At 57.5% G+C, this 15,003-nt stretch carries 17 protein-coding genes; 6 read left to right on the forward strand and 11 right to left on the reverse strand.

The features are described 5' to 3' along the window. Positions 1–13: 13 nt before the first annotated feature. Both ACMGGH_RS15345 and ACMGGH_RS15350 read right to left on the reverse strand, forming a co-directional pair. Complete coding sequence (locus ACMGGH_RS15345) at positions 14–1,210, reverse strand: sensor histidine kinase (protein WP_045261461.1); 1,197 nt, start codon at positions 1,208–1,210, stop codon at positions 14–16. Continuing rightward, entirely contained in the window at positions 1,207–1,902 is a 696-nt protein-coding gene (locus tag ACMGGH_RS15350; RefSeq protein WP_028012960.1) for a response regulator, read from the reverse strand. The genes ACMGGH_RS15345 and ACMGGH_RS15350 overlap by 4 nt, the downstream gene beginning before the upstream one ends. Positions 1,903–2,026: 124 nt before the next feature. On the opposite strand from ACMGGH_RS15350, the gene ACMGGH_RS15355 reads away from it, so the two are divergent. Further along, a complete protein-coding gene (locus ACMGGH_RS15355) occupies positions 2,027–2,812 on the forward strand; it encodes a MipA/OmpV family protein (RefSeq protein WP_232948174.1) in 786 nt (261 codons plus the stop codon). Positions 2,813–2,840: 28 nt separating this feature from the next. Here the strand turns inward: ACMGGH_RS15355 and yajD are convergent, their stop codons facing one another. Next, positions 2,841–3,188 carry an HNH nuclease YajD gene (gene yajD, locus ACMGGH_RS15360; RefSeq protein WP_003857471.1) on the reverse strand — a complete coding sequence of 116 codons (348 nt, stop codon included), beginning with the start codon at positions 3,186–3,188 and terminating at the stop codon, positions 2,841–2,843. Positions 3,189–3,365: 177 nt separating this feature from the next. On the opposite strand from yajD, the gene ACMGGH_RS15365 reads away from it, so the two are divergent. Together ACMGGH_RS15365 and ACMGGH_RS15370 are read left to right on the forward strand one after the other, a co-directional pair. Further along, the gene (locus ACMGGH_RS15365) at positions 3,366–4,391 is read left to right on the forward strand and encodes an LLM class flavin-dependent oxidoreductase (protein WP_063438444.1); all 1,026 of its coding nucleotides are present in this window, start codon (positions 3,366–3,368) and stop codon (positions 4,389–4,391) included. Between the two features lie 25 nt (positions 4,392–4,416). Further along, the gene (locus ACMGGH_RS15370) at positions 4,417–5,364 is read left to right on the forward strand and encodes a zinc-dependent alcohol dehydrogenase family protein (RefSeq protein WP_232948175.1); all 948 of its coding nucleotides are present in this window, start codon (positions 4,417–4,419) and stop codon (positions 5,362–5,364) included. Between the two features lie 3 nt (positions 5,365–5,367). On the opposite strand, the gene ACMGGH_RS15375 is transcribed toward ACMGGH_RS15370, so the two are convergent. Continuing rightward, entirely contained in the window at positions 5,368–6,402 is a 1,035-nt protein-coding gene (locus ACMGGH_RS15375) for an AI-2E family transporter (RefSeq protein WP_041910260.1), read from the reverse strand. 133 nt (positions 6,403–6,535) lie between these two features. Between ACMGGH_RS15375 and ACMGGH_RS15380 the strand changes: the two genes are divergently transcribed. The 3 genes from ACMGGH_RS15380 to mdtI all read left to right on the forward strand — a co-directional run bounded on the left by ACMGGH_RS15380 (position 6,536) and on the right by mdtI (position 7,503). Further along, complete coding sequence (locus ACMGGH_RS15380; protein ID WP_088205359.1) at positions 6,536–6,706, forward strand: hypothetical protein; 171 nt, start codon at positions 6,536–6,538, stop codon at positions 6,704–6,706. 118 nt (positions 6,707–6,824) lie between these two features. After that, on the forward strand, positions 6,825–7,187 hold the full coding sequence (gene mdtJ, locus ACMGGH_RS15385; RefSeq protein ID WP_028012965.1) for a multidrug/spermidine efflux SMR transporter subunit MdtJ: 363 nt from the start codon (positions 6,825–6,827) through the stop codon (positions 7,185–7,187). After that, complete coding sequence (gene mdtI / locus ACMGGH_RS15390; RefSeq protein WP_028012966.1) at positions 7,174–7,503, forward strand: multidrug/spermidine efflux SMR transporter subunit MdtI; 330 nt, start codon at positions 7,174–7,176, stop codon at positions 7,501–7,503. Before mdtJ ends, mdtI begins: the two co-directional genes overlap by 14 nt. 38 nt (positions 7,504–7,541) lie before the next feature. Here mdtI and ACMGGH_RS15395 read toward each other — a convergent pair whose 3' ends face one another. From ACMGGH_RS15395 to puuC, 7 genes are all read right to left on the reverse strand, one after another. Next, positions 7,542–8,363 (reverse strand): trypsin-like serine peptidase, encoded by an 822-nt coding sequence (locus tag ACMGGH_RS15395; protein WP_028012967.1) that lies wholly within the window; start codon positions 8,361–8,363, stop codon positions 7,542–7,544. A gap of 102 nt (positions 8,364–8,465) precedes the next feature. Continuing rightward, positions 8,466–8,549, reverse strand: coding sequence for a hypothetical protein (locus tag ACMGGH_RS15400; protein WP_023617729.1), 84 nt, complete (start codon positions 8,547–8,549; stop codon positions 8,466–8,468). Positions 8,550–8,642: 93 nt separating this feature from the next. Next, on the reverse strand, positions 8,643–9,017 hold the full coding sequence (gene asr, locus ACMGGH_RS15405; protein WP_032642591.1) for an acid resistance repetitive basic protein Asr: 375 nt from the start codon (positions 9,015–9,017) through the stop codon (positions 8,643–8,645). 148 nt (positions 9,018–9,165) lie between these two features. After that, complete coding sequence (locus tag ACMGGH_RS15410) at positions 9,166–10,653, reverse strand: carboxypeptidase M32 (RefSeq protein WP_232948176.1); 1,488 nt, start codon at positions 10,651–10,653, stop codon at positions 9,166–9,168. A gap of 150 nt (positions 10,654–10,803) precedes the next feature. Next, positions 10,804–12,075 (reverse strand): 4-aminobutyrate transaminase, encoded by a 1,272-nt coding sequence (puuE, locus tag ACMGGH_RS15415; RefSeq protein ID WP_232948177.1) that lies wholly within the window; start codon positions 12,073–12,075, stop codon positions 10,804–10,806. 25 nt (positions 12,076–12,100) lie between these two features. Continuing rightward, positions 12,101–13,381 carry an NAD(P)/FAD-dependent oxidoreductase gene (locus ACMGGH_RS15420; RefSeq protein ID WP_232948178.1) on the reverse strand — a complete coding sequence of 427 codons (1,281 nt, stop codon included), beginning with the start codon at positions 13,379–13,381 and terminating at the stop codon, positions 12,101–12,103. Then, the gene (puuC, locus tag ACMGGH_RS15425) at positions 13,378–14,871 is read right to left on the reverse strand and encodes an aldehyde dehydrogenase PuuC (protein WP_232948179.1); all 1,494 of its coding nucleotides are present in this window, start codon (positions 14,869–14,871) and stop codon (positions 13,378–13,380) included. Before puuC ends, ACMGGH_RS15420 begins: the two co-directional genes overlap by 4 nt. Between the last annotated feature and the right edge of the window lie 132 nt (positions 14,872–15,003).

Below are 15,003 nucleotides of genomic sequence, written 5' to 3' on the forward strand. Positions count from 1 at the left end.
TGTCAAGGGTTTATCAAGAGTGGATATTTTCATTACCGGACGGCTGCCAGGGTAACAAAATACGCACAGCAAGGCCGCCCGTTTCCGGTAATGAGGCCTCGATCGTGCCCCCATGGGCCTGACAAATCGCCCGGGCGATAGACAAACCGAGGCCGCTGCCGCCGGAATGCCGCGCGCGGGACTGCTCCTCACGGCTAAAGCGCTTAAACATGTCCGGTAAGAACTGGAGGGATACGCCCGGTCCGTCATCGTGAAATTCAATGGCGTAATGCCCGCTGGCGTAGTGCAGCGCCACCTCAAGATGGCCGCCTTCGCGCCCGTAGCGTAGTGCATTTTCCATAAGGATAGTAAATACCTGCCCCATGCGGAACGCATCGCCTCTGAACGGGAACGTACGCGGGTTACGCAGCGTAATCGTAAAATGATGCGCTTCGGCCTGCGGCATGATCCAGGCCGCCCGCTCCTGAATAAGCTCATCCAGAGAAAAGGCCTGCTCTTCCAGCACCAGATTTCCCGCGTCCGCTAACGAGAGAAGGTGAAGCTCATCGGTCAGGCGATTAAGATGCTGAAGCTGTTTCATCACCATTCCCAGCTGCACCGGGCTGGCATCAAACACACCGTCCAACATGCCCTGCAGACGACCAATGGCGGCCGTCAGGGGCGAACGCAGCTCGTGCGCCATCGCGACGTGCGAGGCGCGGAGCTCTTTTTCATAGCGGGCGAGTTGCCCCGTCATGGAGTTAAAGTCGTTTGCAAAGCTGACCATTTCCGCTGGCGCATCCTTGACCAGTTCAGCCTGACGGCCAAACTGCCCGTCGGCGACATCTTTGGCGGCATCGCGAAGACGGCTGAACTGCAGCGCCAGCGGTCGGGCGTGTTTTAACCCCATCACCACAATAAACGGGATCATCACCAGCACCAGCAGGGCCACCGTAACCCAGTCCGCAGAGGCGATGGATGGCGTGGAATAACTCAGCCCCCACCAGGTATCCACAATGCTGTGGAAGCGGGCCGGATCGGCCTGTGGGTTCTGGCTGAGCGTCAGGAATTCCTGCCGGACCGCCGCTGGCATTCTGCCCATTATCCAGTAGTTCTGTACCGCATAACGTAGCCACATGCAGGTGGCAATGACGATCACGCTGCCGATGGCCAGTGCCAGGATACGCGCGCAAATCCAGCGCCAGAGAGAGGAGTGCCGGTTTTTTATCATGGTTGTCTGAACCTGTATCCCACGCCGCGAACGTTAATCAACACGCCGGAAATACCCGCCGCTTCGAGTTTTTTACGCAGGTTATAAATATGGGTGTCCACCACGCGCTCCAGCGCCTCGCTTTCCGGCAGACAGTGTTCCAGCAGGTACTGACGGGAAAAGGGGCGAGCGGGAGAGCGCAGCAGCGTTGCCAGAAGCGAGAATTCCGTTGGCGTAAGATCGAGCATCACGGGTGCGTCGCCGCCGTTATCCACGCTCGCCACAATGGCGGCCACATCCACCTCCAGCGTTTGCCAGCGAAGGATCTCGTCGTCTGTCTCTTTTTTACTGCTGCGTCGCAGCACCGCCTGTACGCGAGCCACGACTTCTCCCGGATGATAGGGTTTCACAACATAATCATCGGCACCGTACCGCAGGGCACCAATGCGATCGGGGGTGTCGCCCATGGCGGTGACCATGATCACCGGTACATCGCTTTTACGACGCAGTCCGGCCAGCACTTCGGTGCCGTTAAGCCCGGGCAGCATCACGTCCAGCAGGATGAGGTCGGGTTTCCACCGCTGCGCCATATCCAGCCCGGAAAGACCGTCTCCGGTAATGGTGACATCGTAATTTTCACGACGTAAATAGGCTTCAAGCACGCCAGCCGCATCGGCGTCATCTTCAATAATCAGCACTCTTCTGGACAACATCCGTTCACCTTGACCGTTTCTTAACACTATCCCGACGATTCATTGATTTAGCCAAACCATACTGCGCCAACATTGTGTGGCAGACCCTGAATCAGCAGACGCCAGCGTCTGCGTGGAGAACAGTATGATAGCGATAAAAAAAGGCCTGTATATGACCGTTCCGCTTCTGATGGCCGTTGCCTCAGGTGTGCAGGCGGATGATGACGCCGCTTCCGGCTCTTTAACCGTCGGGCTGGGCGGTCACTATGCCCCCCGTTATTCAGGCTCAGACAAGCAGGTGTGGCAGGTGGTTCCTGTGCTGCAGGGGCGCAAGGGTGCTTTCTTTATTGATGCACAAAAAGGAGTGGGATATGACCTGCAAAACGACAGCGGTTGGTACCTGGAACATACGCTGGGTTACGACCTCGGGAGGGCAGAGAAAAATTCTGGCTGGCGTGAGGGCGCAAACAATCTGAAAGGGATGGGGGACATTGATGCCACCCTGAATACCGGCCTGGCCGCCGGCTGGCAGGCTGCGTCCTGGCTAAGCGTTGAGGGTAAGGCGACGCTACCGTTAACGGACAGCCAGGGCGTAAGTTATCAGGCGTCCGTTACGTTGATTCCCCTACAAAACAGCGAGGACACGATCGCCCTTCAGTCTGCGACTCTGTTTGGCGACAGCCGTTATCTGAATACCTGGTATGGGGTCAGCGAGCAGCAGAGCCGCCGCACCGGCTATCGCCGCTATTCAGCGCCGGGGGGATTTTATGGCGTCGACACCAGCCTGACCTGGAGCCATCAGTTCGATGCTCACTGGGGAACGGTCCTGAGCGCGGACTATACCTGGCTTGGCGACCATGCGAATGAAAGCCCAATAGTGATGCGGCGCAATGAGGGGGCTGCAACCGCCGCTATCACCTGGACATTTTAAAATCGCGGAGCACGAGCGGACGAGAAGATTATTTCTTCTTATCCATCATCGCTTTTAAATCGGCAAACGGGTTAAACGTGGCGACACCCACGTCTTTTTGCGCGTCTTCACCGGCGACCACGGTGGTGCCGTACTGATCCGCTTCGGTGTATTTCGAATGCTCGTGATCGTGGCAAAACAGGCACAACAGCTCCCAGTTGCTGCCATCTTCCGGGTTGTTAGTATGGTCATGATCGATATGGTGAACCGTCAATTCACGCAGGTTGGAATAGACGAACTCCCGCGAGCAGCGTCCGCAGACCCAGGGATAGATTTTTAATGCTTTCTCGCGATAGCCGCTTTCCAGTCGCGCGTAGTTTTTAGGGATCAGAGCCATTGCCGGTTTTACCTGCCATGAAAAAAGTGGGGAATATTATATCCATTATGGAGCGGAATGACGAACCCCGCTATTCCGTCAATTTATTTGATGCTTTCCGTTAAATAAACGGCATTTATTCTTACCGGGTAATGCGTAAAGTGGACAGAACGCAACGCATTATCAGGACACAGGGTTATGAAAAAGATCGGGTTTTTATCGTTTGGTCACTGGACGCCTTCTCCGCAGTCCGGCACGCGCTCGGCGGCAGACACGCTGCTGCAGTCCATCGACCTGGCCGTGGCCGCTGAAGAGCTGGGGGCGGACGGCGCCTATTTCCGCGTGCACCACTTCGCCCGTCAGCTTAGCTCGCCGTTCCCTCTGCTGGCGGCAATAGGCGCGAAAACGAAAACCATTGAAATCGGTACGGGCGTGATTGATATGCGCTATGAAAACCCGATGTATATGGCCGAGGATGCGGGCGCGGCAGATCTGATCTCCGGCGGCCGTTTGCAGCTTGGCATCAGCCGCGGCTCCCCGGAGCAGGTCATTGATGGCTGGCGTCATTTCGGCTATGTCCCGCAGGAAGGGGAAAACGAAGCGGACATGGCGCGCCGTCATACCGAGGTGCTGCTTGAGGTGCTGCGCGGCGAAGGGTTTGCAAAGCCGAATCCACAGCCTATGTTCCCCAATCCGCCTGGGCTGCTGCGCCTGGAACCGTATTCTGAAGGGCTGCGGGAGCGCATCTGGTGGGGCGCCGGTTCAAATGCGACGGCGGTATGGGCCGCTAAGCTCGGCATGAACCTGCAAAGCTCAACCCTGAAAGACGACGAAACCGGCGAACCGTTCCATATTCAGCAGGCAAAACAGATCCGCGCCTATCGTCAGGCCTGGAAAGAGGCAGGGCATGCGCGCGAGCCGCGCGTCTCGGTCAGCCGCAGTATTTTTGCCCTGATGGACGATCGTGACCGTATGTACTTCGGTGCCAGCCGCAACGACAGCGATAGCGTAGGGTATCTTGATGAGAAAACGCGCGCCATCTTCGGGCGCAGCTATGCCGCGGAGCCGGACAAGCTGGTTGAACAGCTGAAAAAGGACGAGGCGATTGCCGAGGCGGATACGCTCTTACTGACCGTACCGAACCAGCTGGGCGTGGATTATAATGCGCACGTGATTGAGTCTATTCTCAAACATGTCGCACCGGCAATGGGCTGGCGCGAGTAGTTCCGCTATCAGCCTTGAGATCGTAATGGAAAATCTGGCCCTCTGGTATCGCCGTTTTGGCGAGCCAGAATCTGTTCTGCAACCTGAAACCGCGCCGCCGGGCGCGCTTGCGCCGGGATACCTCCGCGTGCAAATGCTGTATGCGCCGGTGAACGCGTCCGATCTCATTCCCATTACCGGCGCTTACCGCCACAGAACCCCGCTGCCCGCCGTCGCGGGGTATGAAGGCGTCGGCGTTGTCATTCAGGCGCCCGCGTCTTTTGCATATCTGCAGGGTAAACGCGTTCTGCCGCTGCGCGGGCAGGGCACCTGGCAGCGCTATGCGGATTGCCCGGCAGAGTATGCGATACCCGTGCCGGATGATGTCGATTCACGCCTGGCCGCGCGGGCCTATATCAACCCGCTGGCGGCGCAGATGATGTTGAGCCACTATCCACCGCGGGGAAAGCGGGTGCTGCTCACGGCCGCCGGTTCGGATTGCGCCATTCTGCTCGGGCAGTGGGCGCGTCTGGCGGGGGCAGAGGCGGTGTACGGTATTCATCGTTCGCCCGCTCACGCTGAACGGCTGGCGGCGATGGGGATCGTTCCTGTCGCACAGCATGACATGCAGCGGATTCTCTCCGTTGCCGCGCGTGCCGACGTCGTTTACGATGCAACCGGCGGGGCGCTGGCGGAAGCGATCCTGAGCGTGCTGCCGGAGCAGGGCATATTTGTCTGCTACGGGCTGCTCTCCGGGCAGACCTTCCGCCAGCAACGGCCCCTGCCGCGCGTGGCGTGGTTCCATATTCGTAACTATCTGGATGGGCTCAGCGCAGAGGCGTGGCGCGCGGAGTTCGATCAAATCTGGCCCCGGATGCGCGCCAGTGAATACAGCCCCGGAACGGTGTACCCTCTGACGGACTGGCAGAGGGCGCTCAGGGCATACCGTGAAGGAGGAAGGGCAAGCAAGCCCCTCATGTCGATGGCGGAATGACGGCTATTGATGGCTCATATCGCTCAGCAGCACGGCGATGCTTTGCCCGCCCGCCGTCTGTTCCAGACCAATCTTCACGATGATGGTCAGCGGAACGGAGAGCAGCATGCCTACGGGACCGAGCAGCCAGCCCCAGAAAATCAGGGACAAAAAGACGACCAGCGTCGAAAGCCCCAGCCCACGCCCCATCATTCGTGGTTCAAGAATATTCCCGAATACCAGGTTAATCGCCAGATAGCCGGCCAGCAGAATCAGCGCATCATAAAATCCACTGAACACCAGCACCTGAAGAATAGGGGGGATTGCCGCCAGCACGGAGCCGATGTTAGGAATGTAATTGAGCGCAAATGCCAGTAACCCCCAGACGAACGCAAAGCGGACGTCCAGCGCCACCAGCATTCCCCAGACCACCACCCCGGTGACCAGGCTGATGACGGTTTTCAGTACCAGATAGCGTGAAACGCTGTCCAGCGCGCGCTGAATAGCGCCCATTCCTTCAACCGGACGAACCATGATTTGCTGTAACTTTGCGGGTAGCTGTGGCACCTCCAGCAGCATGAACACCACCGTTAAAAACAGCAGGAAAATGGAGGTCATGGCATTGGAAAGCTGCGTCAGCAGGCCTGTGACGATGGTCATGGCCGCATTAGGGTCGATATATTTAAGAAGCTCCTCAACCGAAACTTCTATTCCCGCGCGCTGAAGCCAGGGCTCAAGCTGCAGCAGCGGTATCGCCAGCGAGGAACGGTATTTCGGCAGCGTTCGCGCCAGTTCGTTCAACGAGGTACCCAGATACGCAACCAGTAACACCATGGCGAAAATAATGACGCTAATTAGCAGGGTAATTGCCAGCACGCGCGGGATGCGCAGCCGCGTCATGCGCCGGACCAGTGGGTTAAGGATCACCGCAACAAACAGGGCCAGAATAAAGGGCACAATGATGTCGGCGGCAAAACGAACGCCCGTGAGTATGATCACCAGCATGCCCAGCATGATGACAATTTTTAACCCGTTGAGGGTAATAATGGGTTTAGCCATGGTGACTCCAAAAAACGCTTTTTATTTATAATAGAGGGTAAACGCCCTGCAATAAACTAACCAAAATCAAACGGGATGGGTAAAGAATTGAAAAGACTTTGAGTAAAATCTTCAGTTATGGTACAAATTTGGCGTGTTCAACTACCGAGGACAATTTTCATCCGCAAAGACGAGAAGCAACAACGCGGATAATTGTAATTTTATGGACAATTTGTTCAGGACCTATTCTTCAAACAACGCTGCTCTATTTTCTACCTCCTTCTGCCTGATTGCTGGTGAGCAACACTGGCGCACCGCACTATAGTCACCTCTTCTGCCTGAGCTGGCGCTACGCGCTTAGCTGTCTGATTTAATTTCATATTTTTTTGGTTTGCTGCATGCGGCGGGCCACGATGGATTATATTCTCAAGCAGGAGAAAAACATGTTTTACTGGATCTTATTAGCCCTGGCTATCCTCGCTGAAATTACCGGCACGCTGTCAATGAAATGGGCAAGCGTCAGCGAGGGCAATACCGGTTTTATTTTAATGCTGGTGATGATATCCCTTTCCTATATTTTCCTCTCATTTGCGGTGAAGAAAATTGCGCTGGGTGTGGCCTATGCGCTGTGGGAAGGGATCGGTATTTTATTGATTACCCTGTTCAGCGTTCTGATATTCGACGAAACATTAACAACAATGAAGGTCGCCGGGTTAACGACGCTGGTCGCGGGTATCGTGCTGATTAAATCAGGTACCCGTAAACCGACAAAACAGCAGAAGGAGCAGAACCATGCAACAGTTTGAATGGGTTCATGCGGCCTGGCTGGGCTTCGCCATCGTGCTGGAAATTCTGGCGAACGTTCTGCTGAAATTCTCTGACGGTTTTCGCCGTAAGGTTTATGGCCTGATGTCGATTGCCGCAGTGCTGGGGGCGTTCAGCGCCCTGTCACAGGCGGTCAAAGGTATCGATCTGTCCGTGGCCTATGCGCTGTGGGGCGGTTTTGGTATCGCCGCCACCCTGGCCGCAGGGTGGGTGCTTTTCGGGCAGCGTTTAAATAATAAAGGCTGGATAGGGCTGATCTTGCTGCTGGCGGGCATGATCATGATAAAACTCGCCTGATCAATTGGTAACCCTGATTCACAGACAGCCGCGCTGGCTTACTCTTTAGCCAGCGCTTCCAGCTTATCGCGAAAACCGGTGACGGATAAGGCCCGGTTATCGGCTCGCCAGCGGTCTTTCGCCGCCGGGGCGGAGCTTTGAACCCCAATCAACTGCCAGCCGTTATCGGTTTTCAGCATCAGCGGTGAACCGCTGTCGCCCGGCAACGTATCGCACTGATGGGAAAGCACGCTGGTCTGCGCCCAGCCCGTCACGATACAGTCCGTGTGGGTGTAAAGCGCATCCAGATGATCGACCGGGTAGCCTGACTGCGTTACCTTGCGGTCGGCAGCTTTCAGCGCGGCGGTGAGCGCCGCTTTATCGCCGTCAAATAACGGCAGCGGCGTAATGCCCGAAGGCGGGTAGCGCAAAATAATCAGGCCAAAATCCCATGAGGCTGCCGCGGGCGGCACAATCCAGCCGTCTCCATCCGGTTTAAGACGCTTCCCAAGAGAAGCATCAACCCGGCCTTCAATGCCGTGGATTTCATAGCGCCAAATCCCTTTTTGCGACACAAATCGTAAGACAACCGCTTTGTCTGGCTTACCGTTGGGTGGCGTCAACAGGCAGTGGCCCGCCGTCAGCGCTAATTGCGGGGTGATTAACGTCGCGGTACACAGGTTGCCGCTGGCGGTTTCCAGTTGGCCTATAGCGTCCCAGGGAGCCTGGGTAGGATCGGTGACGCGAGTACGATCGTCATGACCGAAAAAAAGCGTCTTTAGCTCTTTCGCGCTAATGGCGTTATCACCGCCATCATCCGCCTGTGAAAATCCAGAAAAAAGGCCAAACGTTCCCAGCAACAACACAACAGATTTACGCATATCACACTCTGGTGGGGGTAATTATGATTATTAAAAGTGAACCCTATGAAAATACTATAGACGGGACGGCGCTAAAGTGGGAGTAAAATCAGCGTGCTACAGTCAGGAAAGATAAAAGCGGCTTGCGATGAGCGCGCATAAAATAAGCAGGATAAGAATCAGCTCAAACCGATAGCGTCGCAGCATACGCCCTCCGGATAAAAAAAACGGCGCAGAACCTTTTCCGGTTCAGCGCCGGTTTACCAACGTGCCCCGCAGGGCACGGTTAAGCTTGTACGCTTACGCAGCTGGCTGTGCAGCTGGTTTAGCAGCTTCGTGTTTTACTGCTTTTTTGTGATGCTTTTTCGCAGCCTGGGCTTTCTGCTCTACGGCTGGTTTAGCGGCTTTCTTGTGGTGCTTTTTCGCAGCCTGAGCCTTCTGCTCTACGGCTGGTTTAGCGGCTTTTTTGTGGTGCTTTTTAGCTGCCTGCGCTTTTTGCTCTGCAGCCGGTTTAGCGGCTTTGTGGTGTTTCTTGTGATGTACGGTTTTTGCTGGCGCCGCGGTGGTCGTTGCAGCAGGCGCCGCAGCAGCTGGTGCAGCAGTGGTTTCAGCAGCAAACGCAGCAGAAGACAGACCCATAGCAGCGGCAACAACCAGAGCTAATACTTTTTTCATGTTCATACCCTCGAATTTGGTTTTTCATTTAACCCCACTGCGGGGCCGTTGAAATAACTATATCCCTATAAATTCGGGGTTTCCGTGAGTGATTGGTATCGGCGTGTAACCATATGTACAAGGCCGGGGAAGAACCCCGGCCTTATCATTACAGGTAGCGTGAGGTCAGGTGTTCGCGGAAGTAGCGGATATTCAGATCTTCACCCGTCGCCTGGGTAATTAACTGCGACGTGCTAAAGCGGCTACCGTGCTGCCAGATGTTCTGACGCAGCCACTCAAAGAGGGCGGAAAAATCGCCCTCAGCGATGGAGGCCTGCAGTCCCGGAAGCGCCGTTTTGGCCGCATGGAACAGCTGCGCGGCATACATGGCCCCCAGCGTATAGGATGGGAAGTAGCCAAAACCGCCGTCGGTCCAGTGGATATCCTGCATGCAGCCGTTGCGGTAGTTATCTTTGGTGGATAATCCGAGCCAGGCCTGCATTTTCTCATCCCACAGGGCGGGGATATCGTCCACCTCGATCTCGCCGTTGATCAGCGCGCGCTCAATCTCATAGCGCAGCACCACGTGTGCCGGGTAGCTCACTTCGTCGGCATCGACGCGGATATAGCCTGGCTTCACGCGCTGGTTCCAGGCGATAAAGTTCTCTTCGCTAAACGCCGCCTGACTGCCAAAGCGGGCGTGAACGGCAGGGAGGAGGTGCTTAAGGAAGGCTTCGTTGCGTCCCAGCTGCATCTCAAAGAACAGGCTCTGGGATTCGTGGATCGCGGTTGAGCGGGCCAGGGCAATAGGCTGGCCTGCCCACGCGCGCGGCAGGTTTTGTTCGTAGCGCGCGTGTCCAGTTTCGTGGATCACGCCAAACAGCGCGCTGAGCAGCTCGTCCTCATCATAGCGCGTGGTAATGCGCACGTCTTCCGGCACGCCGCCGCAGAACGGGTGCGCACTTACGTCGAGGCGACCGCCGTTAAAATCGAAGCCGAGCATCTTCATGGCTTCCAGACCCAGTTCGCGCTGGGTTGCCGTCGGGAAGGGGCCCTGCGGCGGAACGAACGACCGCTGAGCCTGTTTCTCCACCGCGCTTGCCAGCAGGTCCGGCAGCCAGTTTTTCATATCACCAAACAGCACGTCCAGGCGCGCGCTGGTCATGTCCGGTTCAAAAATATCCAGCAGCGCGTCGTATGGCGTACAGCCTTTGGCTTCTGCGCGCAGGCGGGCTTCTTCACGGCTGAGTTTCACCACTTCTTTCAGGTTGGCGGAAAAGCCCTGCCAGTCGTTCGCGGGACGCTGCATACGCCAGGCGTGCTCGCATCTGCTGCCCGCGAGAGTTTTGGCTTCCACCAGCGATTCCGGTAGCAGGGTAGCCTGCTGATACTGTCGCGTCATTTCGCGCAGGTTGGCCTGTTCGACGTCATTCAGATCTTCACCTGCCGCCGCTGCTAACAGGTCGCCGACTTTTTTATCGGTCAGGATCTGATGTTGCAGGACGCTCATCTCTGCCAGCGCTTCACCGCGCGCGGCGCTGCCGCCGGGCGGCATCATGGTGAACATGTCCCAGCTGGCGATGGAGGAGAGGTGCGAGAAGCGTGAGAGGCGCTGGAAGGTTTTCACAAGTGACTGATAGGCTGATGTTTTTTGCAATTCTTATTTCCTCATGCCGGGGATGTGTTTCAGGGAGCATACAATGAAACAGACCAAATTCCCCAACATTTCCCACATGGAGGAAATCTGTGCCGATCTCCTCCGTTGAAACCGTCCCCGGCATTCCGGGTGACGGTTTTCGGTGGGCACTCAGGACTTATCGCGCATAACCTGTTGCAGGATCGCCAGCGCCTGGTTGAACTGAGCATCCGGAATGGTCAGCGGATAAAGGAAGCGGATCACGTTGCCGTACTGGCCGCAGATCAATAACAGCAGGCCCTGGGCGAGCGCCTTTTGCTGGATCGCCTGCGCGATGGCGGCCGAAGGCTCACGGCTCTCGGGATCAAAAAACTCCGCCGCAATCATCGATCCTCTTCCCCTTATCGCCACGAGCGCAGGGAAGGTGCCCTGAATCTCCTCCAGCGTGGCTTTCAGTCGATCCCCCAGATGGCAGGCGCGGGCGCACAGTGACTCGTTGTCGATAATATTCAGCACCGCGTGCGCGGCGGCCACCGCAAGCGGGTTGCCTGCATAGGTCCCCCCCAGACCGCCGGGCGCCGGCGCGTCCATGATTTCGGCGCGACCCACCACGCCAGACAGCGGCATTCCGCCTGCCAGGCTTTTCGCCATCGTCATCAGGTCGGGCTTGTCCACGTAGTGTTCCATGGCAAACAGTTTACCCGTACGGGCGAAGCCGCTCTGCACTTCGTCGGCAATCATCACGATCCCGTGCTCATCACAGATTCGGCGGATGGCGGCCACCAGCTCTGGCGGGGCGACGTTGAATCCGCCTTCACCCTGAATGGGTTCAAAAATAATCGCCGCCACCTGTTTCGCCTCAATATCCGCTTTGAACAGGCGTTCTATCGCCGTGATGGCATCCTGCGTCGTGATGCCGTGCAGCTCTGAGGGATACGGCACGTGATAAACCGACCCCGGGAAGGGGCCAAATCCCAGCTTATAAGGCGCGACCTTGCCGGTTAAGGCCATGGTCATATAGGTTCGGCCGTGGAAGCCTCCGCCGAAGGCAATCACGCCCGGTCTGCCGGTGTGGGCCCGGGCGATTTTAATGGCGTTTTCCACCGCTTCTGCGCCCGTGGTGAAGAACGCCGTTTTGGCCGGGCTCTGGAGCGGGGCCAGCTCGTTAAGTTTCTCGGCTAATGAAACATAGCTTTCATACGGCACAATCTGGTAGGCCGTGTGGGTGAACTGGTGAAGCTGTTTTTCCACTGCGGCCACCAGTTCAGGATGACGATGGCCGGTATTCAGCACCGCGATCCCGGCGGCGAAATCAATATAGTCGTTGCCTTCCACGTCGGTGAGGGTGGCATTCTCCGCCGTGCGGGCAAAGAAATTACACATTACGCCTACGCCGCGCGGGGTGGCAGAAAGTCTGCGCTGATGAAATTCCTGGTTACTCATGTCAGATACCCTTTTGTCGAAACGATCATACGCCAAGACGATCGCGCAGGCTGTAGTACGCCGCGCCCATCGCCGTGAATGGAATCCGCAGGCTGCGACCGCCCGGGAAGGGGTAGTGCGGGAGGTTAGCAAACGCATCAAAGCGCTCAGCGTCACCGCGCAACAGTTCCGAAATCAGCCGTCCGGCCAGGTGGGTGCAGGTCACGCCGTGGCCGCTGTAGCCCTGCATGTAATAGATGTTTTTATCCAGACGACCAAACTGCGGCATACGGGACAGGGTCAGCAGGAAATTGCCCGTCCAGCGGTAGTCGATTTTGACGCCTGCCAGCTGAGGGAAGGTTTTCAGCAGCTTTGGCATCACCAGGCGTTCGACATCGTCCGGATCGCGCGCGCCATAGACGACGCCACCGCCGTACAGCAGGCGGTTGTCTGCGGTGAGGCGGTAGTAATCCAGCAGATAATTGCAATCTTCCACGCAGTAGTTATTGGGGATCAGCGTGCGGGCGACCTCTTCCGGCAGCGGAGCGGTGGTCACCACCTGGGTGCCGCAGGGCATGCTGCGTTTTGCCAGCTCCGGTTCTATCTTATCGCCCAGATAGGCATTCCCGGCGACGATCACGTAGCGGGCCGTGACCTGGCCATGCTGCGTGCTTACTACTGCCGGGCTGGTGTGCTGAATGGCGGTCACCGGAGACTGTTCATATACACGCCCACCGTTCAGGCGAATGGCGTCCGCTTCGCCGATCGCCAGGTTCAGCGGATGAATGTGCCCCCCGCTGCGGTCCAGCAGCGCGCCGGTATAGCGGTCGCTGTCGACTTCCCGGCGGATGGCGCTGGCGTCCAGCAGCTCCAACTGGGTGTTGCCGTAGCGTTCCCAGTTGGCCTTTTGCTCCTCCAGCGTCTCCAGCTGCTTATGGTTTAGCGCCACAAACAGCCCGCCGGGACGATAGTCGCACTGGATCTGATAGCGCTGGATACGCTCCCGAATAATTTCCCCGCCTTCAAACATCATGCTCCCGAGCATTCTGGCGGCATCGGGACCGTAGTTTTTCTCGATCACGTCGATATCGCGGCTGTAGGAGTTAACCAGCTGGCCGCCGTTGCGTCCGCTGGCGCCGAAGCCGATGCGCGCCCCTTCAAGGAGCACCACGTCGTAGCCCATTTCGGCGAGATGCAGCGTGGAGGAGAGGCCGGTATAGCCGCCGCCCACCACGCACACGTCACAGCTGATCGACTCGTTAAGCGTCGGGAAAGGTTCATAAGCATTCGCGCTGGCCGCGTAGTAGCTGGTGGTATGTTCGGTCATGATTGAGGCTCCAGGGCAATCCAGATGGTTTTCAGTTCGGTAAATTTTTCCAGCGCGTGCAGGGACTTATCGCGACCGTTGCCGCTCTGCTTATAGCCGCCAAAGGGGACGGTCATATCACCGTCGTTGTAGTTATTGACGAAGACCGAGCCGGCTTTCAGGCGGCGGCTCATGCGGTGCGCCCGGGAGAGATCGCGGGTCCATACCGCCGCGCCAAGCCCATATTCACTGTCGTTGGCCAGCGTCAAGGCTCCCTCTTCGGTTTTAAAACGGGTGACAACCAGCACCGGCCCGAAAATCTCTTCCCGGCACAGCGGGGAGGCAGGGTCGATGTCGACAAAAATGGTGGGACCGACTGCGGAAGGCCATGATTGTTCCCGCCCGTCCAGCAGCAGCGTACCTTTCCGGGCTCCCTCGCGAATAAACGTGTGGACGGTATCGGCGTGCGCAGCGTCGATGAGCATGCCCATCGTGCTGTCAGGGTCGAGCGGATCGCCCGGCTGCCAGTGACGGGCCTGCGCTTTCAGCCTTGCCAGGAAGTCATCGGCGATGCTGTCTTCGAGCAGCAGGCGGGTACCGGCGATACAGACTTGCCCCTGGTTGTAAAAAATCCCGGCGGCGGTCGCGCTCACGGCCTTGTCCAGGTCCGGACAGTCGGCAAAGATAATGTTGGCGCTCTTGCCGCCTGCCTCCAGCCAGACGCGCTTCATGTTGCTTTCTCCCGCGTCCTTCAACAGCTGCTTGCCGGTACGGGTAGAGCCGGTAAACGTCAGCACTTCGACCTCCGGGTGCAGTGCCAGCGCCTGGCCCGCTTCGTGGCCGTAACCGCTTATCACATTCAGCACGCCGTCCGGCAGGCCCGCCTCTTTCGCCAGTCCGGCCAGGCGCAGGGCGGTGAGCGGTGATTTCTCCGACGGTTTTAATACCACGCTATTGCCCGCGATCAGCGCCGGGCCCAGCTTCCAGCAGGCCAGCAGCAGCGGGAAGTTCCAGGGGACGATGGCCGCGACAACCCCGATCGGCTCGCGCACGATCATCGCCAGCTCGCCCGGACCCGTAGGCGCCACTTCGCCGTAGACTTTATCCGCCGCTTCGGCGTACCAGCGAATGGCGCGAGCCGCGCCGGGAATATCGTCGCGCAGGCTGTGGCGGATGGGTTTACCGGTGTCCAGCGTTTCCAGTAAGGCCAGCTCTTCGCCGTGGCGCTCCATCAAATCGGCGAGCTTATTCAGCACGGCCTTGCGCTGCGCCGGAGACGCCTGTGACCAGTCGCCGCGCTCAAATACCTCACGTGCGGCCTGAACCGCAAGGTCCACGTCAGCCTGCTTGCCCCGGGCCACGTTCGCCAGCGTCTGTTGGGTAGCGGGATTGACGGTTTCAAACGTGGCATTATCGGCGGCGTCACAATAGGCACCGTTAATAAATAACCGGGTCTCAATGGCGCTGTTTTTTGCTTTATCCTGCCAGTAAGTCAGGTGCTGAAAATGCATATTCACTCCTTTCTTTCGCAATCAGATAAATAAAGGCATGGCCGTTTCAGGCAATACGAAGCCGTGGGGCATCCCGGGAATTAACCCGTTGAATGCCGACATTGATCGTTTTTATTTGTCCCGGCGTAAGCG

The organism is Enterobacter sp. BNK-16 (assembly GCF_048684955.1).
GTDB lineage: Bacteria > Pseudomonadota > Gammaproteobacteria > Enterobacterales > Enterobacteriaceae > Enterobacter > Enterobacter bugandensis.

Coding starts and splice junctions, on each gene's coding strand:
- ACMGGH_RS15370 (WP_232948175.1), top strand. CDS start 4,417: ATGGAAAATCTGGCCCTCTGGTATCGCCGTTTTGGCGAGCCAGAATCT.
- puuC (WP_232948179.1), bottom strand. CDS start 14,871: ATGCATTTTCAGCACCTGACTTACTGGCAGGATAAAGCAAAAAACAGC.
- ACMGGH_RS15420 (WP_232948178.1), bottom strand. CDS start 13,381: ATGACCGAACATACCACCAGCTACTACGCGGCCAGCGCGAATGCTTAT.
- ACMGGH_RS15355 (WP_232948174.1), top strand. CDS start 2,027: ATGATAGCGATAAAAAAAGGCCTGTATATGACCGTTCCGCTTCTGATG.
- puuE (WP_232948177.1), bottom strand. CDS start 12,075: ATGAGTAACCAGGAATTTCATCAGCGCAGACTTTCTGCCACCCCGCGC.
- mdtI (WP_028012966.1), top strand. CDS start 7,174: ATGCAACAGTTTGAATGGGTTCATGCGGCCTGGCTGGGCTTCGCCATC.
- ACMGGH_RS15375 (WP_041910260.1), bottom strand. CDS start 6,402: ATGGCTAAACCCATTATTACCCTCAACGGGTTAAAAATTGTCATCATG.
- ACMGGH_RS15365 (WP_063438444.1), top strand. CDS start 3,366: ATGAAAAAGATCGGGTTTTTATCGTTTGGTCACTGGACGCCTTCTCCG.
- yajD (WP_003857471.1), bottom strand. CDS start 3,188: ATGGCTCTGATCCCTAAAAACTACGCGCGACTGGAAAGCGGCTATCGC.
- asr (WP_032642591.1), bottom strand. CDS start 9,017: ATGAAAAAAGTATTAGCTCTGGTTGTTGCCGCTGCTATGGGTCTGTCT.
- ACMGGH_RS15395 (WP_028012967.1), bottom strand. CDS start 8,363: ATGCGTAAATCTGTTGTGTTGTTGCTGGGAACGTTTGGCCTTTTTTCT.
- ACMGGH_RS15345 (WP_045261461.1), bottom strand. CDS start 1,210: ATGATAAAAAACCGGCACTCCTCTCTCTGGCGCTGGATTTGCGCGCGT.
- mdtJ (WP_028012965.1), top strand. CDS start 6,825: ATGTTTTACTGGATCTTATTAGCCCTGGCTATCCTCGCTGAAATTACC.
- ACMGGH_RS15400 (WP_023617729.1), bottom strand. CDS start 8,549: ATGCTGCGACGCTATCGGTTTGAGCTGATTCTTATCCTGCTTATTTTA.
- ACMGGH_RS15350 (WP_028012960.1), bottom strand. CDS start 1,902: ATGTTGTCCAGAAGAGTGCTGATTATTGAAGATGACGCCGATGCGGCT.